This is a genomic window from Thioalkalivibrio sp. XN8 (assembly GCF_011058255.1).
Taxonomy (GTDB): Bacteria; Pseudomonadota; Gammaproteobacteria; order Steroidobacterales; family XN24; genus XN24.
Map to the genome: position 1 here is coordinate 104,975 of NZ_JAALFH010000065.1, position 24,479 is coordinate 129,453.

General features: G+C 70.0%; 22 protein-coding genes. 13 read left to right on the forward strand and 9 right to left on the reverse strand.

Annotated elements, in window-relative coordinates:
* Nucleotides 1–116 precede the first annotated feature (116 nt).
* Nucleotides 117–767: a phosphoribosyltransferase gene (locus tag G6N75_RS10630; protein WP_346765522.1), complete on the reverse strand. Its 651-nt coding sequence runs from the start codon at nucleotides 765–767 to the stop codon at nucleotides 117–119.
* A gap of 111 nt (nucleotides 768–878) precedes the next feature.
* On the opposite strand from G6N75_RS10630, the gene G6N75_RS10635 reads away from it, so the two are divergent.
* Together G6N75_RS10635 and G6N75_RS10640 are read left to right on the forward strand one after the other, a co-directional pair.
* The gene (locus G6N75_RS10635) at nucleotides 879–1,805 is read left to right on the forward strand and encodes a hypothetical protein (protein WP_165348337.1); all 927 of its coding nucleotides are present in this window, start codon (nucleotides 879–881) and stop codon (nucleotides 1,803–1,805) included.
* A gap of 390 nt (nucleotides 1,806–2,195) precedes the next feature.
* Complete coding sequence (locus G6N75_RS10640; protein ID WP_165348338.1) at nucleotides 2,196–2,417, forward strand: SlyX family protein; 222 nt, start codon at nucleotides 2,196–2,198, stop codon at nucleotides 2,415–2,417.
* Here G6N75_RS10640 and G6N75_RS10645 read toward each other — a convergent pair.
* The gene (locus G6N75_RS10645) at nucleotides 2,411–4,333 is read right to left on the reverse strand and encodes an ATP-binding cassette domain-containing protein (protein WP_165348339.1); all 1,923 of its coding nucleotides are present in this window, start codon (nucleotides 4,331–4,333) and stop codon (nucleotides 2,411–2,413) included. The two genes, G6N75_RS10640 and G6N75_RS10645, sit on opposite strands and share 7 nt — an antisense overlap.
* A 122-nt stretch (nucleotides 4,334–4,455) precedes the next feature.
* On the opposite strand from G6N75_RS10645, the gene G6N75_RS10650 reads away from it, so the two are divergent.
* A complete protein-coding gene (locus tag G6N75_RS10650; protein WP_346765523.1) occupies nucleotides 4,456–5,109 on the forward strand; it encodes a DUF480 domain-containing protein in 654 nt (217 codons plus the stop codon).
* Nucleotides 5,106–5,846 carry a hypothetical protein gene (locus G6N75_RS10655; protein WP_165348340.1) on the forward strand — a complete coding sequence of 247 codons (741 nt, stop codon included), beginning with the start codon at nucleotides 5,106–5,108 and terminating at the stop codon, nucleotides 5,844–5,846. Before G6N75_RS10650 ends, G6N75_RS10655 begins: the two co-directional genes overlap by 4 nt.
* Nucleotides 5,847–5,855: 9 nt before the next feature.
* Here G6N75_RS10655 and pdxH read toward each other — a convergent pair whose 3' ends face one another.
* Nucleotides 5,856–6,491, reverse strand: coding sequence for a pyridoxamine 5'-phosphate oxidase (gene pdxH / locus G6N75_RS10660; RefSeq protein WP_165348341.1), 636 nt, complete (start codon nucleotides 6,489–6,491; stop codon nucleotides 5,856–5,858).
* Between the two features lie 72 nt (nucleotides 6,492–6,563).
* On the opposite strand from pdxH, the gene G6N75_RS10665 reads away from it, so the two are divergent.
* Both G6N75_RS10665 and G6N75_RS10670 read left to right on the forward strand, forming a co-directional pair.
* Nucleotides 6,564–8,138, forward strand: coding sequence for a peptide ABC transporter substrate-binding protein (locus tag G6N75_RS10665; RefSeq protein WP_165348342.1), 1,575 nt, complete (start codon nucleotides 6,564–6,566; stop codon nucleotides 8,136–8,138).
* Between the two features lie 46 nt (nucleotides 8,139–8,184).
* On the forward strand, nucleotides 8,185–8,814 hold the full coding sequence (locus tag G6N75_RS10670; protein ID WP_165348343.1) for a glutathione S-transferase family protein: 630 nt from the start codon (nucleotides 8,185–8,187) through the stop codon (nucleotides 8,812–8,814).
* 19 nt (nucleotides 8,815–8,833) lie between these two features.
* Here the strand turns inward: G6N75_RS10670 and G6N75_RS10675 are convergent, their stop codons facing one another.
* From G6N75_RS10675 to hppD, 5 genes are all read right to left on the reverse strand, one after another.
* Nucleotides 8,834–9,310, reverse strand: a complete 477-nt coding sequence (locus G6N75_RS10675; protein ID WP_165348344.1) for a hypothetical protein — start codon at nucleotides 9,308–9,310, stop codon at nucleotides 8,834–8,836.
* Between the two features lie 72 nt (nucleotides 9,311–9,382).
* Nucleotides 9,383–10,066, reverse strand: coding sequence for a maleylacetoacetate isomerase (gene maiA, locus G6N75_RS10680; RefSeq protein WP_165348345.1), 684 nt, complete (start codon nucleotides 10,064–10,066; stop codon nucleotides 9,383–9,385).
* The gene (locus tag G6N75_RS10685) at nucleotides 10,041–11,027 is read right to left on the reverse strand and encodes a fumarylacetoacetate hydrolase family protein (protein WP_165348346.1); all 987 of its coding nucleotides are present in this window, start codon (nucleotides 11,025–11,027) and stop codon (nucleotides 10,041–10,043) included. The genes maiA and G6N75_RS10685 overlap by 26 nt, the downstream gene beginning before the upstream one ends.
* The gene (locus G6N75_RS10690; protein WP_165348347.1) at nucleotides 11,024–12,154 is read right to left on the reverse strand and encodes a homogentisate 1,2-dioxygenase; all 1,131 of its coding nucleotides are present in this window, start codon (nucleotides 12,152–12,154) and stop codon (nucleotides 11,024–11,026) included. The genes G6N75_RS10685 and G6N75_RS10690 overlap by 4 nt, the downstream gene beginning before the upstream one ends.
* Nucleotides 12,155–12,170: 16 nt before the next feature.
* Nucleotides 12,171–13,229, reverse strand: coding sequence for a 4-hydroxyphenylpyruvate dioxygenase (gene hppD / locus G6N75_RS10695; protein ID WP_165348348.1), 1,059 nt, complete (start codon nucleotides 13,227–13,229; stop codon nucleotides 12,171–12,173).
* Between the two features lie 98 nt (nucleotides 13,230–13,327).
* Here hppD and G6N75_RS10700 point away from each other — a divergent pair, with 98 nt between their 5' ends.
* Nucleotides 13,328–13,789, forward strand: a complete 462-nt coding sequence (locus G6N75_RS10700) for a MarR family transcriptional regulator (RefSeq protein WP_165348349.1) — start codon at nucleotides 13,328–13,330, stop codon at nucleotides 13,787–13,789.
* Nucleotides 13,790–13,803: 14 nt separating this feature from the next.
* Here G6N75_RS10700 and G6N75_RS10705 read toward each other — a convergent pair whose 3' ends face one another.
* Nucleotides 13,804–14,643, reverse strand: a complete 840-nt coding sequence (locus tag G6N75_RS10705; protein ID WP_165348350.1) for a tryptophan 2,3-dioxygenase family protein — start codon at nucleotides 14,641–14,643, stop codon at nucleotides 13,804–13,806.
* Nucleotides 14,644–14,780: 137 nt separating this feature from the next.
* On the opposite strand from G6N75_RS10705, the gene pdhA reads away from it, so the two are divergent.
* The 6 genes from pdhA to gpmA are packed head-to-tail and all read left to right on the forward strand — an operon-like array spanning nucleotide 14,781 to nucleotide 24,475.
* Nucleotides 14,781–15,863, forward strand: a complete 1,083-nt coding sequence (pdhA, locus tag G6N75_RS10710; RefSeq protein ID WP_165348351.1) for a pyruvate dehydrogenase (acetyl-transferring) E1 component subunit alpha — start codon at nucleotides 14,781–14,783, stop codon at nucleotides 15,861–15,863.
* A complete protein-coding gene (locus G6N75_RS10715; protein ID WP_165348352.1) occupies nucleotides 15,863–16,840 on the forward strand; it encodes an alpha-ketoacid dehydrogenase subunit beta in 978 nt (325 codons plus the stop codon). The genes pdhA and G6N75_RS10715 overlap by 1 nt, the downstream gene beginning before the upstream one ends.
* A gap of 4 nt (nucleotides 16,841–16,844) precedes the next feature.
* Nucleotides 16,845–18,053, forward strand: coding sequence for a dihydrolipoamide acetyltransferase family protein (locus G6N75_RS10720; protein ID WP_165348353.1), 1,209 nt, complete (start codon nucleotides 16,845–16,847; stop codon nucleotides 18,051–18,053).
* Nucleotides 18,054–18,065: 12 nt separating this feature from the next.
* A complete protein-coding gene (locus G6N75_RS10725; RefSeq protein WP_165348354.1) occupies nucleotides 18,066–22,904 on the forward strand; it encodes an NAD-glutamate dehydrogenase in 4,839 nt (1,612 codons plus the stop codon).
* A 31-nt stretch (nucleotides 22,905–22,935) separates the two neighbouring features.
* Nucleotides 22,936–23,691, forward strand: coding sequence for an NYN domain-containing protein (locus tag G6N75_RS10730; protein ID WP_165348355.1), 756 nt, complete (start codon nucleotides 22,936–22,938; stop codon nucleotides 23,689–23,691).
* 49 nt (nucleotides 23,692–23,740) lie between these two features.
* Nucleotides 23,741–24,475 carry a 2,3-diphosphoglycerate-dependent phosphoglycerate mutase gene (gene gpmA / locus G6N75_RS10735; protein WP_240901096.1) on the forward strand — a complete coding sequence of 245 codons (735 nt, stop codon included), beginning with the start codon at nucleotides 23,741–23,743 and terminating at the stop codon, nucleotides 24,473–24,475.
* Nucleotides 24,476–24,479 lie beyond the last annotated feature (4 nt).

Here is a 24,479-nt window from a genome sequence, read left to right on the forward strand (position 1 = left end):
ATGAGACACGGGCGCGTCCATTTTGGTTCGTTTGGCGGGCACACGGGGATTCATCCCCGGGGCGCCCGGCCCCGGGGATTATATCGGCAGCAGGCGGCAGGACCTGACCGCCGCGGTCAGGCCGGCTCGGCCACCCCGCGCAGCTGGCGGCGGACCTCCTCGTCCGAGACCTCGCCGAAGTCCTGGTACCAGGCGCCGACGGCGAAGAAGGGCTCCGGGGTCGCCAGGCAGACGACCTCGTCGGCGGCAGCCTCGAGCCGCTCGACGACTTCCGGCGGCGCGACGGCTATCGCAGCCACCACTCGCTCCGGGCCCAGCTGCCGGACCGCTTCGATGGCCGCTTCCATGCTGGCGCCCGTGGCGACACCGTCATCGACCAGCACCACGGTGCGGTGCGCCAGGGAGGGGCGGGCGCGGTCACCGCGATACAGCCGCTCGCGGCGCTCCAGTTCCCTGGTTGCCATCGACACCACTTCCTCCAGCGCGTCACGCCCGATCGCCGCGCGGCGCAGCACGTCGGGGTTCAGCACGCGGATGCCGCCGCTGGCGATCGCACCCATGGCCAGCTCGGGATTGAACGGCACGCCCAGCTTGCGAATGTTGAGCACGTCCAGCGGCGCCTCGAGCGCCCGGGCGATCTCGGCGGCGACCGGCACGCCGCCCCGCGGCAGGCCCAGCACGATGACGTCGCGACCCTGGTATTCGTCCACCAGCAGCGCGGCCAGCGCGCGACCGGCGGTCCTGCGATCCGGGATGGGGAGTCTCACGGCACACCTCCGGTGTAGAGGGCTCATCCCAAGCTTGGACCCTCCGGCACCAAAAAGACAGGTCGCCGGGGCGCAATCGGCCGGCGCGGCGCCTGATGCCATAATCGCGGCATGGCGAAGCGCATCCTGGTCCTGGCCCTGGTCGCAACAGCACTGCTTGCCGCGGGTGGCGCGTGGTGGGTCGCCGACCTCTCGCGTCCCCGCCACGAGGCCTTCGTGGAGCGCCGCGGCACCCTGGTCTCGGCCGTGAGCGAGCCGGCGGAAATGCATCCCGGCGGGTACCTCAGCCAGGGTTACACGCTGCGCGCCGATTCCGGCCTGGCGGTGGATATCCGCGTGTTGCGGCCGGCAACGGCGCCAGGGCCGCTGCCGGTGCTCGTGCTGCTGGGCGGGCACCGCACCGGCCGCGATGCCGTCCGGGTCCTGGGTGACCCGGGCGACGCGGTGATGGTGGCGCTCGATTACCCCTATCGCGGGCCCAACCCGGTCCGGTCGGTCGCAAGCTTCCTGGGCAGCCTCGAGGACGTGCAGCGGGCGCTGCTCGACACGCCGCCGGCCGCGTCCCTGGTGCTCGACTGGCTGGCCGACACGGCGTGGGCGGACACCGGCCGCGCGGAGCTCGTCGGGGTCAGCTTCGGGGTGCCGTTCGCGGCGGTCGCCGGGGGGCTGGACCCGCGATTCCGCCGCGTCTGGCTGATCCATGGCGGCGCCAACAACCGCGGCTGGATCGAGCACAACCTCCGCCGGCGCATCGAGCCTGCGTGGCTGGGAAGCGTGAGCGCGACGCTGGTGCACCTGCTGGTCTACGGCAGCTCCTTCGAGACCGAGGAGTGGGTGGCGCGCATTGCGCCGCGGCCGGTAGTCGTCATCGGCGCGCGCGACGACGAGCTGCTGCCCGAACACAAAGTGCAGGCTCTCTATGAGGCCGCCGGCCAGCCCAAGGAGCTGCTCTGGACCGCGGGCGGGCACATCGATACGGACCGCCCGGAACTGGTGCAGGCGCTGCTGGCAATCGTGCGGGCGCGGCTGGCGCAATAGCGCTGCCGCACGCGGCCCGGACCTGCGGAAACTCCCTAGCGACAAGGGCGCCGGCAGGACCTATCTTGAGGCTGCACACGGACGAGCCCGAAGGCAGTGCGCAGCCCGGCAAGGCGCCGGCAGCAAGGTTCCAGTCGAACCCGTCGCGCATGGAAGACCTGGGGCGCCCAGCGCCGGCTCGTCCGCGGCAACGGTGCACGGCCATGCGCCCGGAACCGCGCCGAGGAAAGCCGCGAAGCGGCCTCTGGCGCACCGCGGAACAGTCCGCGACAAGGTATCCAGGTGTGCTGCATGGGGACCGCACACCGCGAGCGAAAGGGGTCGGTCTGCCGGCCCCTTTCTTTTTGCGGCTGCGGTACGCTGGCGGCCACTTTGCCGGAGCTTCAGCCCATGCAGGACAGCGACCGCCACGCCGCGCGCCTCGAGGACATCGAACTCAAGCTCGCCTACCTGGAGCGCAGCAACCAGGAACTCAGCGACGTGATGTACGCGCAGCAACAGGTCATCGACCGCTTGCAGTCCCGGCTCGCGCGCCTGGCCGACCGGCTCGAGGCCCTCGAGCAGCGGCCGCGCGACTACGCCTCAGAAGACGAGACGCCGCCGCACTACTGAGCCTGCTGCGCCTGCCCGCCGGCCAGCTGCTCCTGGAGCGCCTCCAGTTCCAGCCAGCGCTCGGCCAGCCGGTCGTGTTCCGCCTGGCGCTCGGCCAGCCGGTCGAGCACCGGCTGGGTCCGCTCCCAGGCCTGGGCATAGAAGTCCGGCGCCGCCAGCGCCGCTTCGAGGGCGGCGATCTCCGCCTCCAGCGTCTCGATGCGGTCCGGCAGGCCGTCGAGTTCGCGCTGGTCCTTGTAGCTCAGCTTGCGCGCCCGCGGCTCCATTCTCGCGGCAGCGGGCGGCGCGTCGCCGGCGGCCCGGGCCGCCTTCGGCGCATCCATCTGCGCCAGCTCGCGCCCGCGGCGCAGCCAGTCGCTGTACCCGCCCGCATACTCTACGATCCGCCCGCCCGGCTCGAACACCAGGATCTTGTCCACCACGTTGTCGAGGAACTCGCGGTCGTGGCTGACCACGATCAGGGTGCCGCGGTACTGCGCCAGACGGTCCTCCAGCACCTCCAGCGTCTCCACGTCGAGATCGTTGGTGGGCTCGTCCAGCACCAGCAGGTTGCTGGGCCGGGTGAACAGTTTCGCCAGCACCACGCGGTTGCGCTCGCCGCCGGAGAGCGAGGCGACCGGCGTCAGCGCGCGCTTGGCGGTGAACAGGAAGCCGCGCAGGTAGCCGACGACGTGCTGGGACTTGCCGTTGATGGTCACGTAATCGCGGCCGTCGCCGACGTTCTCGGCCACGCTCCTGGCCGGGTCCAGCACGCCGCGCATCTGGTCGAACCAGGCCAGCTCGAGGTTGGTGCCGTGTTTCACCGTCCCCGCCTGCGGCTCCAGCTCGCCCAGCAGGAGCCGCAGCAGTGTGCTCTTGCCGACGCCGTTGTTGCCGACCAGGCCGATGCGCTCGCCGCGCATGATCTTCAGGTCCAGGCCCTCGATGATGGGCGTCGGGCCGAAGCCGAAACACAGGTTCTTCGCCTGGACGACCTTGCGGCCCGAGAGCTCGGCCTCGCCGATGCTGATGCGGGCCGTGCCGGGCCGCCGGATGCGCTGCCCCGCCACCTCCCGCATGGACTCGAGCGCGCGGACCCGGCCCTCGTTGCGGGTGCGCCGGGCCTTGATGCCCTGGCGGATCCAGGCCTCCTCCTCGGCCAGCTTCTTGTCGAACTCGCTGTTGCGCCGGTCCTCCTCCTCGATCGCCTCGGCCTTGCGCCGCAGGTACTGGCGGTAGTCTCCCGGCCAGCTCACCAGCTTGCCCCGGTCGATCTCGACGATGCGGGTGGCGAGGCGCTGCAGGAAAGCGCGATCGTGGGTGATGAACAGCACGGCGCCGGGCCAGCTGGCGATGCGCTGCTCCAGCCACTGGATCGACGAGAGGTCGAGATGATTGGTGGGCTCGTCGAGCAGCAGCAGCTCTGGGTTGCTGACCAGGGCCCGGGCCAGCGACACCCGCCGGCGCCAGCCGCCGGACAGCTCGCCGAGCCGCTGCTCGCCCGGCAGCTGCAGGTCGCTGAGCACCGTGTCCACGCGCCGCTCCAGGTGCCAGCCGTCGATGGCGTCGATGCGCCGATGCAGGGTTTCCAAAGCCTGCAGGCCGTGGGGGTCGAGTTCGGCCGCCGCCAGGCGCTGGTATTCCTCCACCAGCGCGCGCACCGTGGCCAGTCCCGCCGTCACCGCTTCGCGGACCGTCAGGTGGAGCTCGTCCGGCAGGGCCTGCTCCAGGCGGCTGACGCGCAGGTCCGAGCGCGCCAGGATCTCGCCCTCGTCAGGCTGCAGGGCGCCCGAAACCAGCTTCAGCAGGGAAGTCTTGCCGGCGCCGTTGCGCCCGATCAGGCAGACTCGCTCGCCTGGCTCGATCACGAAATCGGCGCCGGCCAGGATCACCTGGTCGCCGAAGCGGAGCGAGAGCTGGTCGAAGCGAAGGAGCATCGGGACGGCACACGGATGTAGCGGAACGGACCGTGTATTCTAACGTGCCGGGCTGCCGGCCACCGCTGGGAATGGCGCCGCCGGTACCCGGCGCCGACCGCCACAGACCTTGGAGCCGAATCGTGAGAACAGAGCTTACGCCGCTGGAAGCGCGAGTCATCGGGTGCCTGATCGAAAAGGAGATCACCACCCCGGACCAGTACCCCCTGACGCTGAATGCCCTTCTCGCCGCCTGCAACCAGAAGAGCAATCGCGATCCCGTGCTGGAACTCGACGCCGCCACCGTCCAGGACGTGGTGGACGGCCTGATGAAAAAACACCTGGTAACAGATCGCAGCGGCGGCATGGGCGGCCGGGTCACGCGTTACCGGCAGCGTTTCTGCAACTCCCATTTCGGCCAACTGCAGCTCAGCCCCGCCGAGGTCGCCATCGTGTGCGAGCTGCTGCTGCGCGGCCCGCAGACGCCCGGCGAGCTGCGCACCCGCGGCGCGCGCCTGGCGCCCCTGCGCGACGTTGCGGAGGTCGAGACCGCGCTGGAACACCTGGCGGCGCGCGAGGAGCCGCTGGTCGCCTCGCTGCCCCGCCAGCCCGGCAAGCGTGAGCATCGCTGGCAGCAACTGTTCACCGGGGCGACGGAACCGCCCCGGGAAGAGCCAGCCGTGCGAGCGCCCGACCGCGGCGAGACCGGCCTGGAAGCGCGTCTCGCCGCGCTCGAGACGGAAGTGGCCCGCCTGCGTGCCCGCCTCGACGCGGTGCTGCCGGGAGACGGGTCTTGAACCCGGCCGGGACCCAGCCACGGCAGGTCAGCATCGCGCGTCGTTTTTGCGGCCCGCCGGAATCCGGCAACGGGGGCTACACCTGCGGCCTGGTTGCGGCGGCGCTGCCCGGCATCGTCGCCGTCACATTGCGCCGGCCGCCGCCGCTCGACACCGAGTTGCAGCTCGTCCGCACGCCGGAGGGCGTCGCGCTGCTGGACGGGGAAGCCACCATCGCCGAGGGGCGCCGCGCGCAGCTGTCGCTCGAACCGCCGCCATGTCCCGGCCTTGCCGTCGCCGCCGAGGCCGCCGCCCGCTATCACGGGCTCGAGGCGCACGCCTTCCCGAGCTGCTTCGTCTGCGGCACCGGCCGGGCGCCGGGCGACGGCCTCCGGATTTTCGCCGGCGACACCGGGGAGGCGGGCATGGTGGCTGCGCCGTGGAAGCCGGGCCTGGAACTGGCGGACGCTGACGGCCGGGTCCGGCCCGAGTTCGTCTGGGCCGCGCTGGACTGTCCGGGCGCCTGGGCCTGGCTGGCGGAGCTGGACCGCCCGTTGGTCCTCGGGCGCCTCACCGCGTCGCTGGAGTGCCCGGTGCTGGCCGGCCGGCCGCACATCGTGGGCGGCTGGCAGCTGGGGCGCGAGGGCCGCAAGCACGAGTCCGGCACCGCGATCTGGACGGCGGACGGCACGGTCTGCGCGCGGGCCCGGGCCACCTGGATCGAAATCGACCCGGCCCGCTTTGCGGCGCCGGCGTAGCGGCCCGGCTCAGGGCGCCAGGCGCTCGACGACCCAGGCCTCGTCGATGCGCCGGTAGCGCAGGCGGTCGTGCAGGCGCGACGGCCGCCCCTGCCAGAACTCGATCTCGTCGGGGCGGATCCGGTAGCCGCCCCAGAAGGACGGCAGCGGGACGTCGCCGGAGGAGAACTTCCGCTTCATCTCGTCCAGCTTCATCTCCAGCACGGAGCGGTTGGTAATGACGCTGCTCTGCTCCGAGACCCAGGCGCCGAGCTGGCTGCCGCGCGGCCGCCGCGCGAAGTAGCGCAGCGCCTCGGTGGTGCTGATCTTTTCCGCCCGGCCCCGGATGCCGACCTGGCGCTCCAGGGTCTGCCAGAAGAACAGCAGCGCCACGGCGCTGTTTTCCTCGATCTCCCTGGCCTTGCGGCTCTGGGTGTTGGTGAAGAATACGAAGCCGTCGGTATCGAAATACTTCAGCAGCACCGTGCGCGCGCTCGGGCGCCCGTCGATGCCGGCCGTCGCCAGGGTGCCGGCGTTGACCTCGGGCTGCCGGACCTCGCGCGCCTGGTCGAACCAGTGCGCGAACTGCCGGACCGGGTCGGGGTCGAGATCACGGCGCCGGAACGGCTCCCCGCTGTACTCGCTTCTCAGGTCTCCGATGTCCACGCGCCGCTCCTTCCTGCCGGATTTGGCCCAGGCCGTTATTCTAGGCCCTGAACCGATCGAAGGGAGGCGTTGATGCCCCGGAGCCTGATCCCGCTCGTCCTGCTGCTGGCCGGCAGCCCCGCCACGGCGATCGCCGCCGACATCCTGCGCGTCGCCAATCCCGGCCACCCCGCCTCGCTCGACCCTCATCGCATCACCGGCGTCTGGGAGAACCGGATCGTCGGCGACATGCTCATCGGCCTCACCACCGAAGGGCCCGACGGCTCGGTCGTCCCGGGCGCGGCCGAGTCCTGGACCGTTTCCGCGGACGGCCTCCGCTACGTCTTCCGGCTCCGCGCGCACGACTGGTCCGACGGCGAGCCGGTGACGGCCGACGACTTCGTCTACGCCTTCCGCCGCATGATGTCCGGCCGGACCACCTCGCCCTACGCCCAGTTCTTCTGGGTGATCGAGAACGGCCGCGCGGTGACGGCCGGCGAGCTGCCGCCTGCGGCCCTCGGCGTGACCGCCCCGGCGCCGGACCGGCTCGAGATCCGCCTGGCGCGCCCGACGCCGTATTTTCTCGGGCTGCTGATGCATTTCGCGGCTTTCCCGGTGCCGCGCCACGCCGTCGAAGCCCACGGCGAAGACTGGACCAGGCCGGGGCTGATGCCCGCCAACGGCGCCTTCCGCCTCGCTGCGCGGGTCCCCAACGATCACGTCCGGCTGGCAAAGAATCCGCGCTTCTGGGACGCCGCGGCCGTCCGCCTGGACGGCGTGCGCTATGCCGGGCTGGAGGACCGGGACGCCGCGCTGCTGCGCTTTCGCGCCGGCGAGCTCGATGTCCTGCGCGACTTCCCGGCCAGCCGCACGGCCTGGCTGCGCGAGGAAATGCCCCGGGCCGTGCATACGGCGCCGTACCTGGGCCTGTCCTTCCTCGCCGTGAACCACCAGCAGGCGGCGCTGCAGGACGCCCGCGTGCGCCGGGCGCTGGCCCTGGCGATCGACCGGCGGACGATCACCGACAAGGTGCTCGGCAGCGGCGAGCGCCCGGCCTGGAGCCTGGTCCCGCCCGGCACGGCCGCTTACCCGGAACCGGCGCAGGCCGACTGGCGCGACCAGCCCATGGCACAACGCCGGGCCCGCGCCCGCGAGCTCATGCAGGAGGCGGGCTTCGGCCCGGGACAGGCGCTGGAGCTCCGGCTCCGCTACCCGCAATCCGAGAACGAGCGCCGCGTGGCCATCGCCCTGCAGTCGATGTGGCGGGCCATCGGCGTCGGCGTCGAGCTGCAGCGCGCCGAAACGGCGATCCACTACGCGGCGCTCCAGCAAGGTGACTTCGATCTCGGCCTGGCCAGCTGGCTGGCGGTCTACGACGATGCCCAGACTTTCACGCTGCTGCTCGAAACCGACAGCGGCCCGAACAACCTCGGCGGCTACTCCGACCCGGAATACGACCGGCTGACGGCCGCCGCCGCGCGGGCGACGGATCCCGCGGCACGGGCGGAGCGGCTGCGGGCGGCCGAGGCCATCGCGGTGCGCGAACAGGCGCTCATTCCGCTGTATCACCACGTGTCGCGCAACCTGGTGAGCCCCCGCGTCACCGGCTGGCAGGACAACATGCTCGATGTGAACCGCAGCCGGTACCTGGGCCTGCAGCCCGAGTGAGCGGGTGCGCTATGCTTGGCCGCGAGCCAGGCGAAGGAGACCGTCCGTGAAGCTGTACGACATGCGCGTCGCACCCAATCCGCGCCGGGTGCGCATCTTTCTCGCGGAAAAAGGCATCGAGGTGCCCAGGGTGGAAATCAACATCCGCGCCGGGGAGAACCTGGAACCCGGCTTTCTCGCCGTCAACCCGCGCGGCGTCCTGCCGACGCTGCAACTCGACGACGGCACGGTCATCGACGAGTCGACCGCCATCTGCCGCTACTTCGAAGCGCTGCAGCCCGACCCGCCGCTGCTGGGCACCACGCCCCTGGACATCGCGCTGATCGAGTGCTGGAACCGGCGGATCGAGTTCGACGGCGGCCAGCCGCTGGTGGACGCCTTCCGCAACAGTTACCCGCCCTATGCGGACCGTGCCGTGCCGGGGCGCAGCGGGGTCGCGGCGATCCCGGCGCTGGTGGAGCGCGGCCGGGCACGGCTGGGAGAGTTCTTCACCGTGATCGACGCCCGGCTGCGCGACTCCGAGTTCGTGGCCGGCCCGACGTTCTCGCTGGCCGACATCACGCTGCTGTGCATCGCGGACTTTGCCCGGGCGCTGAAGCTGACCGTGCCCGAAGGCATCCCCGACTTCCTGCGCTGGCACGCCACCGTCTCGGCGCGTCCCAGCGCCCAGGCCTGAGGCCGCGGGGCGGCGCCGTTCAGTCCTTGGTGGCGAGCCGCCGTTCCAGCTCGGCGACCTTCTCCTTGAGCTCGTAGACGCTCCGGGCCAGCGCGTCGAGCGTCTGCGGCACGAAGCTGGCCGCCGGCGGCCCGTGGAACAGCTGGTTCATCGACTTCACGAACTCGGGGTCCTGCAACGCGGCCTCGCCCACTTTCGAGAGGCTGAAGCGCGGCCGGACGTGGGGCGACAGCACCTCGATAGCAACCCAGCGGGCTGCCTGGCGCTGGCCCTCGTCCGCGAAGGCGGGGTGCTGCCACCAGGAGATCTCGGTGACGCGCTCGGGATGGGGGACGAACTCCTGCAGATCCGCGCTGGGGCCATCGGCGGCGAACAGGTGCTCTTCCGCCAGCTGCCTCAGGTTGGGGGCGGCGCCCACGGCCAGTGCCCGGCCGTGCTCGTAGAGCGCGTAGACGCCCGGTCCGTCAGGGAACTTGTTCAGGCTGAAGCGGCTCATGGTTCTCTCTTCCCGGTGTGCCTGCCCCTATTCTAGTCCGCCCGGCGGCGGCGGCATCCGGATCGAACGCAGTCAGCGGGCCGGCCCGGCGTCGGGCTGGCGCTCGGGGCTCGACGCCGCGAAGGCGTCCAGCGCCAGGCAGGCGGACTCGATGCGCAGCAGGGTCGGAAAGTCGTCGAGCCGGCAGTCGTAGCGCCGGGCGTTGTAGAGCTGCGGCACCAGGCAGCAGTCGGCCAGCCCCGGCGCATTGCCGTGGCAGAACCGCCCCGTGTCCGGCTCGCCGGCCAGCCGGGCCTCCAGCGCCGCCAGGCCGGTCGCCACCCAGTGGCGATACCAGGCATTGCGCTGCTCCTCGCCGAGCTGCAGCGGGCCGCCGAGGTACTGCAGCACCCGCAGGTTGTTGAGAGGATGCAAGTCGCTGGCGACCAGCTGGGCGAGGCTGCGCACCCGCGCCCGGCCGGCCGGATCGCGGGGCAGCAGCGCCGGCTGCGGCCGGGTCTCCTCCAGGTACTCGATGATGGCGAGCGACTGCGTGAGCACCCGCCCGTCGATGGCCAGCGCCGGCACCAGTCCCTGGGGGTTGAGGCGGAGGAACTCCGGCTGGCGCTGCTCGCCGCCGTCGCGGAGCAGGTGCACCGGGCAGTACTGCCACGCGAGGCCTTTCAGGCCGAGCGCGAGGCGGACGCGCCAGGCCGCCGTGCTGCGCCAGTAGCCGTACAGCCGGACCGGCTCAGCGCTGGTAGCGTTCGTAGACATGCTCGATGGCGCCGAAAATGGAGTGCCCCGCGCGATCGAACATCTCGACCCGCACCCGCGCGCCGAAAGACAGGAAGGGGGTCGAGGGCTTGCCGTCGCGGATGATCTCCAGCATGCGCTTTTCCGCCATGCAGGAAGCGCCGAGCGATTCGTCCTGGTTCGCCACCGTGCCGGAGCCGACGATGGTGCCGGCGGCCAGCGGGCGGGTCCGCGCGGCATGAGCGATGAGCTCGAAGAAGGAGAACTGCATGTCCACGCCGGCTTCCGGTGCGCCGAACTGCTCCCCGTCGAGGGTGGTGACGAGCGGCAGGTGGACCTTGCCGTCGCGCCAGGCCTCGCCCAGCTCTGCCGGCGTCACCATCACCGGCGACAGGGCGGAGCGCGGCTTGCTCTGCAGGAAGCCGAAGCCCTTGGCCAGCTCGGCCGGGATCAGGTTGCGCAGCGAGACGTCGTTGACCAGGCAGACCAGCTGCACGTAGTCGGCGGCCTCGGCAGCGCTGACGCCCATCGGGACGTCGGAGGTGACCACGCAGACCTCGGACTCGAAGTCGATGCCGTAGTCCTCGCTGGGCACCGGGATCGCGCCCACCGGCGGCAGGAATCCGTCGGAGACCGCCTGGTACATCAGCGGGTCGGTCAGGAAGCTCGGCGGCATCTCGGCGCCGCGGGCGCGGCGCACGCGTTCCACGTGCGCCAGGTAGGCGCTGCCGTCGAGAAACTGGTAGGCCCGCGGCAGGGGCGCCGCCAGGTCGCCGACGGCCAGGTCGAAAGCGTCCTGCGCCGCGCCGCGCTCCAGCTCCGCGGCCAGGCCTTCGAGCAGCGGGCGACAGCGCTGCCAGTCGTCCAGGGCCGCCTGCAGCGTCGGCGCGACCGCGGCCGCCGGGACGGCGCGCGCCAGGTCGCGGCTGGCGACCACCAGGGTGCCGTCGCGCCCGCCCTGCTTCAGCGTGGCCAGCTTCATGCGCCGCCTCCCTGCCAGCTGTCGACGTAGCCGTCCCACTCGACGTCGCTCGCCGCCGCGGCGACTTCCAGGGCATCGCGCGTGTCGAGCATCACCGCCACTTCGTTGGTGCCGGGCGCCTTCTGCTCCAACATGTTCTTCAGTGCTTTCGGGTGCGGCCCGTGGGTGAAGCCGCAGGGATGCATGGTGACCATCCCGGGATGAATGTTGTCGCGCGAGAAGAACTCGCCGGCATGGTAGAAGATGACCTCGTCGAAGTCGTCGTTGTTGTGGAAAAAAGGCACCTTCAGGGCGCCTGGATCACTCTCGAAGGGGCGCGGCACGAAGGTGCAGACCACGAAGCGGCCGGCGATGAAAGTGGTGTGCACCGAGGGCGGCAAGTGGTACCGGTGCGACATCAGCGGCCGGATGGCGCGCCAGTTGATGCGCACCGGCGCCAGGTCGCCCTTCCAGCCGACAGCGTCCAGCGGGCTGTAGGGATAAGTGATCACGGAGACCTGGTCGCGGCGCTTCACCTCGACCCGCCACTCGCGCTCGTCCTGCTGGGCGCGGAACGCCTCGTCGATGGCCGGGGTGTCGAGCATGGCCTCGTCGAAAATGGCATGCGGCCCGAGCATGCCCTTGTCGGGCAGCCGGAAGCTGTCGTTGGTGGCCTCGATCAGCAGGGCCTCGACCGGCTGCTCGAGTTCCAGGCGCCACATGGTGCCGCGCGGCAGCAGCAGGTAATCGCCCTCGACCAGTTCCAGCCGGCCGTAGTCGCAGAACAGGACGGCGTCGCCCTGGTGCAGGAACAGCAGCTCGTCGCCATCCGAGTTGCGGGCCAGCGCGGGCATGCTGCGCTCCAGCCGCCAGTGCCGGAACTTCACGGCGGCGTTATGCAGCAGCAGCGAGGCCTGCCAGGGCGAGTCGGCGGCGACCCCCAGCCGGGTGGTATCGAAAGCCCGCGGCTGCAGCGGGCCCTCGAAACGCGTCCAGCCGGTCGGCGGCCGCCGGTGGTACATGTGGGTGGCGGGCCCGAAGAAGCCCTCCTTGCCCAGCTCGCGCTCGTAAGTGCCGGGCGGCAGGTCCGCATGCGCCTGCCGCGAGGCGGTCCCCTCGACGCGCGGGAACGAAATCCACTTCTTCATCTGTGCGCTCCGTGCCTCAGATCACGCCCCGCCGCATCTGGTCCCGCTCGATGGACTCGAACAGGGCCTGGAAGTTGCCCTCGCCGAAGCCCTCGTTGCCCTTGCGCTGGATGATCTCGAAGAAGATCGGGCCGATATTGGTCTGGGTGAAGATCTGCAGCAGCAGGCGCTTGCCGCTCTCCCGGTCGGCATCGATGAGGATGCGGTTCCGGCACATGCGCTCGAGGTCCTCGCCGTGCTCCGGGACCCGGCCCTCCACCATCTCGTAATAGGTGTCGGGCACGTCGAGGAACTCGATGCCCTCGCCCCGCAGCGCCTCGACCGAGCCATAAATGTCGTCGGTAAAGAGCGCGATGTGCTGGATGCCCTCGCCGTTGTACTGCTCGAGGTATTCGGCGATCTGCGACTTGTCGTCGGTGGCCTCGTTGATCGGGATCCGCACCATGCCGTCGGGAGCCGTCATGGCGCGCGAGACCAGGCCGGTCTGCCGCCCCTTGATGTCGAAATACCTGATCTCGCGGAAATTGAAGATCCGCTCGTAGAAGCCGGCCCACTTGTCCATGTTGCCCTGGTAGACGTTGTGGGTCAGGTGGTCGATGAAGGTCAGGCCAAAGCCGGCGGGATGACGGTCGACGCCGTCGAAGTACTCGAAGTCGGGATCGTAGCTCGAGCCGTGGTCGCCGTAGCGGTCGACCAGGTACAGCGCCGCGCCGCCGATGCCCTCGATCACGGGGGCGCGGACCGCCAGGGTACCCGGCTTGTTGGTGATCGCGGCGGCGCCGCGGTCGATGGCGCAGGCGCGCGCCTGTGCGGCGTCCGCCACGCGGATGGCGAAACCGCAGGCGCTCGGCCCGTGGGCCCGGGCGAAGTCGGCGGCGAAGCTGTCGGGCTCCTCGTTGACCAGGAAATTGACGTCTCCCTGGCGGTACAGCGTGACCTTGCGCTGGCGGTGGCGGCCGATGGCGGTGAAGCCCATGTGGCGGAACAGGCTGTGCAGCAACGCTGCGTCGGGCGCTGCGAATTCGACGAATTCGAAGCCGTCGATGCCCAGGGGATTGTCCTGAACTTCGGTCATGTCTTTCTCCGGAACAAGCAACTGGAGGGCGGGTTGAATAGTTACAACTGAAACTATTATAGTCCGGGGCAGCGCCGGCCAACAAGCTGCAATGCATCATGAACGACCAGCCCCTGATCCTCGACGAGTTCCTGCCCTACCGGCTGTCGGTCCTGTCCAACCGCCTGAGCGCGGCGATCGCCCAGGCCTATTCCCGCCGCTACGGGCTCTCCATCCCGGAGTGGCGCGTGATCGCGGTGCTCGCCGTCGCCCCCGGCGCCTCCGCCGCGGAGGTGGCGGAGCGCACGGCGATGGACAAGGTCGCAGTGAGCCGGGCCGTCCGCCGCCTGGCGCAGACGGGCCGGCTGTCCCGCCGCACCGCGGCCGGCGACCGGCGCCGCAGCATCCTCGAACTCACGGCCGAGGGCCGTCGGATCTACCAGCGGGTCACGCCGGCGCTGCGCCGCTACGAGGCGGAACTGCTGGCCGCACTGGGCGCCCGCGAGCGCCGCGCGCTGGACGTGCTGCTGGGCCGGCTCGAACGGCGCGCCGGCGAGCTCGCCGCGCCGGTGATCGACTGAGCGCCGCCGTCCGGCTACTCGATCTCGGTGCGGACGTCGATCAGCTCGGGGAACAGGCGGATGTCGATAGCCTCGCGCAGGAACTTGACGCCCGAGGAGCCGCCGGTGCCGCGCTTGAAGCCGATGATGCGCTCCACGGTTTTCAGGTGGCGGAACCGCCACAGCTGGAAGTTGGTCTCCAGGTCCACCAGCTTCTCGCACATGTCGTAGGCGTCCCAGTGTCCGCGGGGATCCTCGTAGATGGTCTTGAACACCGCCACGACGCCGGGGTGCGACTCGCAGCCCTGGACCCAGTCACGCTCGACCCGCTCCGCCGGCACCGGCATTCCCCGCCGGGCGAGCAGGCGCAGGAACTCGTCATAGATCGAGGGCGCCTCCAGGGCCGCGCGCAGCCGCGCCGTCGCCGCCTCGTCGTGGGCGAATACCGCCAGGTAGCTCGACTCCTTGTTGCCGAGCAGGAACTCGAGCAGCCGGAACTGCACCGACTGGAAGCCCGAGGCCTGGCCGAAGACGTGGCGGAAGCGGGCGTACTCCGCGGGCGTGAGCGTCTCCAGCACGCCCCACTGGTGAAACATCTGCTGCTGCACCTGTTTCACGCGCGCCAGCACCTTGAAGCAGGGCTCGAGCTGGTCGGCCCGGATCGAGGCGATGGCGGCCTCGAGTTCGTGGATGATCAGTTTCAGCCACAGCTCGGTGACCTGGTGCTGCACGATGAACAGCATTTCGTCGTGGTGCGGCGGCTCCGACAGGGGATGCTGCGCGGCCAGCACCTGGTCGAGCCCGAGGTAGCCCGAGTAGGTCAGCCGGTCGCGCAGGTCGCGGTGAATCCCGGCCTCCATTTCCCTCTTCGCCATTCGTTTCTCCCGCTGCGGCGGCGCAGCATCGACTGGTGGGGACACGCCCGTAGGCGGCCGCAGCGGCAGTGTATAATGCGCCGCTATTTAGGGCGCGGCCGTCCGGCCCGCGACCAGAATATCAGGAGGATCACCTGGTGAAGACCATCGCCGAATTCCGGATCCCGTACCGCCAGGTGCTGGATCCCGCGGGCAAGCTCGTGGCCGAGCTGCCTGAATTCGCCAAGGACCCGGAACAGTTGCTGCGGCTATACCGCCTCATGGCGCTGACCCGCAGTTTCGACACCAAGGCCGTCAACCTGCAGCGCACCGGCAAGCTCGGCACGTACGCGTCGAGCCTGGGCCACGAGGCGGCGCACGTGGGCGTCGGCGCCGCCATGCGGCCGGAAGACTGCTTTGCGCCGATGTACCGCGAGTACGGCGCCCAGTTCTGGCGCGGCGTGCGGATGGAGGAGGTGCTGCTCTACTGGGGCGGTGACGAGCGCGGCAATGATTTCGCCGGCCCGCGCCATGATTTCCCCTGGTGCGTGCCCATCGCCACCCAGTACCTGCACGCGGCCGGCGCCGCGCTGGCCTTCAAGCTGCGCAACGAGCCGCGTTGCGCGGTCAGCGTGATCGGTGACGGCGGCACCTCGCAGGGCGATTTCTACGAGGCGCTGAACCTGGCGGCGGTGCGCGACCTGCCGGTGGTGTTCGTGGTGGTGAACAACAAGTGGGCGATCAGCGTGCCGCTGGCGCTGCAGACCGCGTCGCGCACGCTGGCCCAGAAGGCCATCGCAGCGGGCATGCCGGGCATCCAGGTCGATGGCAACGACGTCATTGCCGTGCGCCAGACCATGGAGGAGGCGCTGGAGCGGGCGCGCGCGGGCGAAGGCCCGACGCTGATCGAGGCCGTCACCTACCGGCTGTCCGATCACACCACCGCCGACGACGCCAGCCGTTACCGCGACAAGAGCGAGGTGGAGGACGCCTGGCAGATCGAGCCGATGATCCGCATCCGCAAGTACCTGATGGACACCGGCGCCTGGAGCGAGGCCGACGAGGAGGCGCTCAAGGCCGACTGCGCGCAGCAGGTCGACGCGGCGGTGGCCGCCTACCTCGACACCGAGGTGCAGCCGGTGCAGTCGATGTTCGACACCATGTTCGCCCGGCTGCCCGAGGCCATGGAGGAGCAGCGCGAGACCGCGGTCCGCTTCCGCAACTCGGGGGGGCACCACTGATGCCGCGCATCACCCTGATCGAGGCGGTCACCATGGCGCTGGCCTGGGAGATGGAGCAGGACGACAGCGTCATCGTGCTGGGCGAGGACGTCGGCGTGAATGGGGGCGTGTTCCGCGCCACCGCCGGCCTGCAGCAGCGCTTCGGGCCGGACCGCGTCATGGATACTCCGCTGGCGGAATCGATGATCGCCGGCATGTCCATCGGCATGGCCGCGCAGGGCATGAAGCCGGTCGCGGAAATCCAGTTCATGGGGTTCATCTACCCGACCGTCGACCAGATGATCAATCATGCCGGCCGGCTCAGGAACCGCACCCGCGGGCGCCTGCAGGTGCCGATGGTGCTGCGCGCGCCCTTCGGCGGCGGCATCCACGCCCCCGAGCACCACTCCGAGAGCACGGAAGCGCTCTTCGCCCACATGCCCGGCGTGCGCGTCGTCATCCCCTCCTCGCCCCGGCGCGCCTACGGCCTGCTGCTCGCCGCCATTCGCGACCCGGACCCGGTGGTGTTTCTCGAGCCGAAGCGCATCTACCGGCTGCAGAAGCAGGAAGTGGAGGACAACGGCGAGGCCCTGCCGCTCGACACCTGCTACATCCTGCGCGAGGGCGACGACGTCACCATCGTGACCTGGGGCGCCATGACCTTCGAGACCTTGAAGGCGGCCGAGGAACTGCAGAAGGAAGGCATCGACGCCGAGGTGATCGATCTCGCCACCATCAGCCCGCTGGACCTGGACACCATCCTCGAGTCGGTGGAGAAGACCGGCCGGCTGGTGATCGTGCACGAAGCGGCGCGGAGTTGCGGGGTCGGCGCCGAGGTGGCGGCCGGCGTTGCGGAAAAGGGCATCTGGGACCTGAAGGCGCCGATCGTGCGCGTGACCGGCTACGATACGGTGATGCCCCTGTTCCGGCTCGAGTACGAGTACCTGCCCAGCGTCGCGCGCATCATCGACGGCGTGAAGAAGACCTTCGAGGACTAGCCGAATGACCGTCAAGACCTTCAACCTGCCCGACCTCGGCGAGGGACTGCCGGAGGCCGAGATCGTCAACTGGCTGGTGGCCGAGGGCGACATGGTCGAAGTCGACCAGCCGATGCTGTCGGTGGAGACGGCCAAGGCCGTGGTCGAGGTGCCGGCGCCCTATGCCGGGCGCATCAGCAGGATCCACGCGCCGGACGGCACGATCCTGCCGACGCATTCGCCGCTGGTGGATATCGACACCGCGGGCGGGGCGGCAGGCGCCGCGTCCGGGGCCGCGGCCGAAGCCGCGGCCGAAGAAGGCGCGCGCGAAGACTCCGGCACGGTCGTCGGCAAGATGATGAGCAGCGACGAGGTGCTGCAGGACGCCGACATCGCCGGGCGGAGCCGCCGGCGCAAGGCCGGCAAGATCAAGGCCGCGCCCGCCGTGCGCGCGCTCGCGAAGGAACTCGACGTGGCCCTCGAGGACTGCCGGGCGACGGGTCGTCATGGCCGGATCGTGGCCGACGACGTGCGCGCCGCGGCCGGCAGCCGGGCGACCGCGAGCGCCCGCCATACGCCGCGCCTGCAGCTGCCGCCGGGACAGCCGGAGCCGCTGCGCGGGCCGCGCCGGGCCATGGCGCAGAGCATGAGCGCCTCGCGCGACCATGTCTCCCAGTGCACCCTGTTCGACGACGCCGACATCCACTACTGGGTGCCCGGCCAGGACATCACGGCCCGCCTGCTGCGGTCCATCGCCGCGGGCTGCCAGGCCGAGCCGGCGCTGAACGGCTTCTTCGACGGCGGCAGCATGAGCCGCCAGCTCGAGGAGCGCGTCGACGTGGCCATCGCGGTGGACACGCCCGAGGGCCTCATCGTGCCGGTGATCCGCGACGTGGGCCGCAAGTCGGCGCGCGAGCTGCGGGACGGCCTCAACGCCATCAAGCAGGCCACGCGGGACCGCAGCGTGAAGCCGGAGGACATGCGCGACTTCACCATCACGCTGTCCAATTTCGGCATGATGGCGGGCCGCTACGCCACGCCGGTCATCGTGCCGCCGACCATCGCCATCCTCGGCGCCGGGGGTTTGCGGCACGACGTCGTGCCGGTGATGGGCGGCATCGAGACGCACCGGCGGATCCCGCTGTCGCTGACCTTCGACCACCGCTGCGTCACCGGCGGCGAGGCCTGCCGCTTCCTCGCGGCGGTCATCAAGGACCTGCAACGCCACGACTGACGGATTGCCCGCATGCACCCACGCACCGCCGACGCCCGAGTTCGCTTCCTGGCCAGGGTGGCGGAGTGTGCTGCGGCAGCGGGCGGCAAGGAATTCGACCTCGATCTCGAGGCCTACATCGGGCAGTACTACCGCAACACCGCCCTCGACGACCTGAAGGACCGGGCGGTCGAGGACCTGGCCGGCGCCGCTCTGGCCCACCTCCGGCTCGGCCAGCGCCGCGAGCCCGGCAGGCCCCGCATCCGGGTCTGCAACCCCACTGCGGACCGCGACGGCTGGACGTCGCCGCACACCATCGTCCAGGTCGTGAACGACGACATGCCCTTCCTGGTCGACTCCACCAGCATGGTGCTCAACCGCCACGGGAGTTACATCCATCTTACGGTCCACCCCGTGCTGCAGGTCCGGCGCGACGACCACGGCCGCCTGCTCGAAGTGCCGCCGCCGGACCACGCGGGCCCGGCAGCGCGACTCGAGTCCTTCATGCACCTGGAGATCGATCGCGTCACGGCACCGGACGTGCTGGCGGAGATCAGCGCCGAGCTGGAGCGCGCCCTCGGCGACGTGCGCGCGGCCTGCCTGGACTGGGGCGCGATGCGCGCCCGGGCGCGCGAGATCTGCGCCGAACTCGAGACCGATCCGCCACCGCTGGACCGGGATATCGTGCGGGAGAGCCGGGAGCTGCTCGAATGGATGGCGGACGACCACTTCACCTTCCTCGGCTACCGTGAGTACGAGCTGGTCCAGGGCGAGGAGGCGGACCAGCTGCGCCCGCTCCCGCACACGGCCCTCGGCATCCTGCGCCGCCCGCCGCCGAAAGACGACGGCGAGTGCACCACCCTGGTCGGCCGCGAGATTCGCCGCCAGGCCCGCTCCAGGGACCTGCTGGTCATCACCAAGGCCAACTCGCGCGCGACGGTCCATCGCAACAGTTACCTCGACTATGTCAGCGTGAAGTGCTTCGACGCCGGCGGCCACGTCACCGGCGAGCGCCGCTTCCTGGGCCTGTGGACCTCGGCGGCCTACAGCCGCAACCCGCGCGAGATCCCGTTGCTGCGGGACAAGCTGCGGCGGGTGCTCGCCAACTCCGGCCTGCGGCCGGACAGCCATGGCGGCAAGGCGCTGGTGCACATCCTCGACACCTACCCGCGCGACGAACTGTTCCAGAGCTCGCTCGAGGAACTGATCCGCATCAGTACCGGCATCTACTCCCTGCAGGAGCGCCAGCGCACCAAGCTGTTCGTCCGCCGCGACGCCTTCCGCCGCTTTTTCTCCTGCCTGGTGTTCGTGCCGCGCGACCGCTACAACACGCAGGTCCGCGAGCGCATCCAGGACATCCTGCTGGAGGCCTTCAACGGCGTCGGCATCGAGTCCTCGGTGGAGATGTCGGAATCCAAGCTCGCCCGGGTGCACTTCATCGTCCGCACGCCGCAGGGGACGGTGCCCAGGGTCCAGGTCGGGGCCGTCGAGCGACGCATCGCCGAATCGGTGCGCACCTGGGGCGACCACCTGCGCGACGAGCTGGTGGAGCGCTTCGGCGAAGAGGAAGGCCTGGCGCTGCTGCAGGAATATGCGGAGGTCTTCCCGGCGGCCTACGTCGAGGACGTGAAGCCGCGGGAGGCCACCTTCGACATCGAGCGGCTGGAGGCGACCAAGGCCGCGCCGCGCCGGCTGCAGATGAGCCTGTATCGTCCCGATGGCTTCGCCGCCGACCAGGTCCGCTTCAAGCTGTTCCGCGTCGGCGCACCGCTGCCGCTGTCGGACGTGCTGCCGATGCTCGAGAACATGGGCCTGAAGGTCATCAGCGAGCGGCCCTACCGGTTGCGCGGCGAAGAGGAGAAAGCGGGCGTCTGGATCCAGGACTTCGAGATGCGGACGGCCGACGGGGCGGCCATCAGCCCCGGCAAGGTCAAGGACCTGTTCCAGGAAGCTTTCGAGCAGGTGTGGCTGCAGCGGGTCGAGAACGACGGTTTCAACCGCCTGATCCTTAAGGCCGGCCTGAGCTGGCGCCAGGCGGCGCTGCTGCGCGCCCTGTGCCGCTACCTGCTGCAGACCGGCCTGCCCTATTCCCAGGCCTACATGGAGCAGGTCCTGGCGGAACACGCCCTGGTGGCCCAGATGCTGGTCGAGCTCTTCGAGGGCTACAACAACCCGGAGCTGCCGGAGAAGCGCCGCGAGCGGGTCGCCCTGACGGTCAACCAGGCCATCGGCCATGCGCTGGACGAGGTCGCGAGCCTCGACGCCGACCGCATGCTGAACGCGTTCCGGGCATTGATCACCGCCACCCTGCGCACCAACTACTTCCAGTTCGAGGAGCACGGCCGCCCGAAGCCCTACCTGGCGCTGAAATTCGATCCGCGGCGCATCCCCGACCTGCCCCTGCCGCGGCCGATGTTCGAGATTTTCGTCTACTCGCCCCGGGTGGAGGGCGTGCACCTGCGCGGCGGGCTGGTGGCCCGCGGCGGCCTGCGCTGGTCGGACCGGCGCGAGGACTTCCGCACCGAGATCCTCGGCCTGATGAAAGCCCAGGCGGTCAAGAACGTGCTCATCGTGCCGGTCGGCGCCAAGGGCGGCTTCGTGCCCAAGCGGCTGCCCGCGGGCGATCGCGAAACGGTGATGCGCGAAGTCGTGAGCTGCTACAAGACCTTCATCAACGGCCTGCTGGACCTTACGGACAACCTCGCCGACGGCATGCTGGTGCCGCCCCGCGACGTGGTCCGACACGACGGCGACGACAGCTACCTGGTGGTCGCGGCCGACAAGGGCACCGCCACCTTCTCCGACCTCGCCAACGGCGTGGCGGAGGAGCACGGCTTCTGGCTGGGCGACGCCTTCGCTTCCGGCGGCTCGATGGGCTACGACCACAAGAAGATGGGGATCACGGCGCGCGGCGGCTGGGAGGCCGTGAAGCGCCATTTCCGCGAGGTCGGCATCGACTGCCAGAGCGACGCTTTCACCGCCGCCGGGATCGGCGACATGAGCGGCGATGTCTTCGGCAACGGCATGCTGCTGTCCCCAAGCATGCGCCTGGTGGCCGCCTTCAACCACCAGCACATCTTCCTCGATCCCGATCCCGACCCGGCCCGGGCCTATGCCGAGCGCGAGCGCCTCTTCGGCCTGCCCCGGTCGAGCTGGAGCGACTATGACCCGGCCTGCATCTCGGCCGGCGGGGGCGTCTGGTCGCGCTCGGAGAAGCTGATCCAGCTGAGCACGGAAGCCCGCGCCCTGCTCGATCTCGACCAGGCGGGCGTGACACCCGACGAACTGATCCGGGCCATCCTGCGCATGCGGGTCGACCTGTTGTGGAACGGCGGCATCGGCACCTACGTCAAGGCCACGACGGAGTCCCACGCCGAGGTCGGCGACCGCGCCAACGATGCCGTCCGCATCAACGGCGGCGAACTCCGTTGCCGGGTGGTGGGCGAAGGCGGCAACCTCGGCTGCACCCAGCTCGGCCGGGTCGAGTACGCGCTCCAGGGCGGCCGGATCAACACCGACTTCATCGACAATTCCGGCGGCGTCGACTGCTCCGACCACGAGGTCAACATCAAGATCCTGATCAGCGTCGCCAACCGCCACCGGGCGCTCACGCCCGCCCGCCGGGCCAAACTGCTCGCCGGCATGACCGAGGAGGTCGCCGGCCTGGTGCTGCGGAACAACTACCTGCAGACCCAGGCGATCTCCATCGCCGAGGCCACGGCGGCAGAGCGGATCAACGAGCACGCCTGGTTCATCCGCCAGCTGGAGAAGCGCGCCGGCCTGAACCGTTCGCTCGAGTTCCTGCCGGACGAGGAAGGCATCGAGCAGCGCCGCAAGACGGGCAAGGGCCTGACGCGCCCGGAACTCGCCGTGGTGACGAGCTACGCCAAGATGGCCCTGTACTCGGAGATGGTCCAGTCGAACGTGCCCGAGGACGAGTACCTGTCGAAGGAGCTCGGGCGGTATTTCCCCGGGCCGCTGCAGAAACGCTACGACACCTACCTGCGCGAACATCCGCTGGCGCGCGAGATCATCGCCACCATGATCACCAACAGCCTGGTGAACCGCATGGGCTCGGTGTTCGCCTTCCGCATGCAGGACGAGACCGGCGCCGACATCGCCGCGGTGGCCCGGGCCTTCACCATCGCCCGCGAGGTATTCGAGATCCGCAATACCTGGGAGGCCATCGAGGCGCTCGACAACCAGGTGGCAGCCAAGGTCCAGTACGGCATGCTCCGCTCCAGCCAGGCCCTGCTGATGCAGGCCACGCGCTGGCTGCTGGACCGGCGCGACGAGCTGCCGGACATCGCCGCGGCCGTGGCCCGCCTCAACCCGGGCATCCGCGAGCTGGCGGACTGCTTCCCCGAGGTGCTGCGCGGCAGCCGCCTCGAGCGCTACGAGGGCGCCGTGCAGCTGTACTCGGAGACAGGGCTGCCGGCTGCGCTGGCGCGCAGGATCGCGGCGCTCGCGCCCCTGCACACCGCGCTCGACATCGTCGCGCTGGCCGAGAACTGCGGCGTGGGCGTGCGGCACGCAGCGGACGTGTACTGCCGCGTCGGCGACGGCCTCCAGCTGGACTGGGTCGCCGACCAGGTCGAGAACCTGCGCGTCGAGGGCCTGTGGCAGTCCAAGGCGCGCGGCAGCCTGCGCGACAACCTCTTCTCCCTGCACCGCACGCTGTGCGCCAACATCATCCGCTGCGGGGCCTCCGGCCAGGACGCAGAGGCCGCCGTAGCGGCCTGGATGGAGGGCGCCGCCGAGCGCACGGCGCACTTCGGCCAGATTCTGACCGAGATGCGTGACGCAGCGCAGATAGATTTTGCTACTCTCTCTGTTGCGCTGCAGGAAATCCGGCGCCTGGCGCAGGACTGAGCCCGCACCAGCCCCCTGGAGGAACGGACCCATGGCCACAGAACCGCTGATCGCGGTCTTCATCGATTTCGAGAACCTCGCGCTCGGCGTGCGCGACATGAAGGGCGACAACAAGTTTCACGTCGAGCTGGTGATCAAGCGCCTGCTCGAGAAAGGGCGACTGGTGTTCAAGCGCGCCTACTGCGACTGGAGCGGCTACCGGGAATACACCCGCGAGTTCCACGCCAACGGCATCGAGATGGTCGACATCCCGCAGAGCCGCCACAGCGGCAAGAACAGCGCCGACATCCACATGGTGGTGGACGCCCTCGACCTCTGTTACGCCAAGCAGCACATCGACATCTTCGCCCTGCTCTCCGGCGACAGCGACTTCTCGCCGCTGGTCTCGAAGCTGAAAGAGAACAACAAGCGCGTCATCGGCTGCGGCGTGAAGAGCTCCACTTCCGACCTGCTGATCCACGGCTGCGACGAGTTCATTTACTACGACGACCTGGCGCGCGCCGCCGCCAAGCCCAAGCGCACCCGGGTCAAGGCCGACAAGCCCGACAAGAAGACCGAGGCGATGGACCGGCTGGTCGAAATCGTGGATTCGCTGGATACCGACTACGACCAGCTCTGGGGCTCGATGGTAAAGCAGACCATCAAGCGCGTTCATCCCGGCTTCAGCGAGAGTTATTACGGCTACAAGAGCTTCTCGGACCTGCTCAAGGACGCCGAGTCACGGGGGCTGATCCGGCTCGAGTTCGACGAAACCCGCGGCAATTACCTGGTGAGCGCGGCCGGCTGAGCCGGTGCCGGACCGCCACACTTCCGGAGCCTGAAACATGGGACATACGCTGATCCTCCTGCGCCACGGCCAGAGCGAGTGGAACCTGAAGAACCTGTTCACCGGCTGGGTGGACGTGGACCTGACCGAGCAGGGCCTGGCCGAAGCCAGGGAAGCCGCACGGCTGATCAAGGCCGAGGGCCTGGACTTCGACCTGGCCTTCACCTCCAAGCTGAAGCGCGCGATCCGCACGCTGTGGATCGTGATGGACGAGACGGACCGGATGTGGGTGCCGGTGACCCGGGCCTGGGAGCTGAACGAGCGCCATTACGGCGCCCTGCAGGGCCTGGACAAGGCCGAGACGGTCCGGCGTCACGGCGAGGAGCAGGTCTTGATCTGGCGCCGGAGCTACGATGTCCCGCCGCCCCCCATGCCGGAGGACGACCCGGGCCATCCACGTCTCGATCCCCGTTATGCCGATGTCGATCCCGGGCTCCTGCCGGTCGCGGAATCGCTCAAGGACACGCTGGCCCGGGTCCGGCCCTACTGGGAAGAGCGCATCGCGCCGCTGATCCGGGCGGGCCGCCGGGTCATCATCGCCGCGCACGGCAACAGCCTGCGGGCCCTGGTGAAGATGCTCGACGGCCTCGACGAGGACGAAGTGCTCAAGCTCAACATCCCGACCGGCATCCCGCTGGTCTACGAGCTGGACGAAGAGCTCGCGGCCGTCAGCAGCCGCTACCTCGGGGACCCGGAGGCGGCGAAGCGCGCGGCCGAGGCGGTCGCGAACCAGGCCAAGGGCTGAACTC